The sequence below is a fragment of the Phaeobacter sp. SYSU ZJ3003 genome (assembly GCF_041300735.1).
Taxonomy (GTDB): Bacteria; Pseudomonadota; Alphaproteobacteria; order Rhodobacterales; family Rhodobacteraceae; genus Phycobacter; species Phycobacter gallaeciensis_A.
Genome location: NZ_PXNU01000180.1, coordinates 1 through 418 on the forward strand (window position 1 = coordinate 1; position 418 = coordinate 418).

The following is a 418-nucleotide window of genomic DNA, read 5'->3' on the forward strand; positions in this document are numbered from 1 at the left end:
TCCTTCAAGGTCCCGCTCAGTCTACCGCAACCCGCTCAGAGCACGAGGTTTTTCAGACTTTCCCTAATGACATCACCCAACACCGTAAACGCACCTTCTGCCGGCGGCACAGCGTTTGGAGACGAAGGTGACAACCTAGTCCAAGGGTCATTGTTTGACGATACCCTTAACGGCGCCGGAGGAAACGACACGCTGACGGGCGGAGCCGGGAATGACACCTTCCAGGCGGATCTTCTCTGGAACGGTATGGACTACGACGGGTTTGGCGCCGAAGTCATTACGGATTTCTCTGACGGCGATGTGCTGCAGCTGAACAGCTTTGGTCCGGGTGCTGTCGTGACGATCTCGCTCGAGCATGTGGGCAACGACACGATCCTGACCCTTGGGGCGGGCACCTCCTATGAGAGCACGGTGACGC

1 pseudogene is annotated in these 418 nt (G+C 58.1%); it reads left to right on the forward strand.

What is annotated here, in order from left to right:
• Nucleotides 1-150: 150 nt before the first annotated feature.
• Nucleotides 151-418 (forward strand): annotated as a pseudogene (locus C6W91_RS21320) (hypothetical protein); the annotation flags it as partial.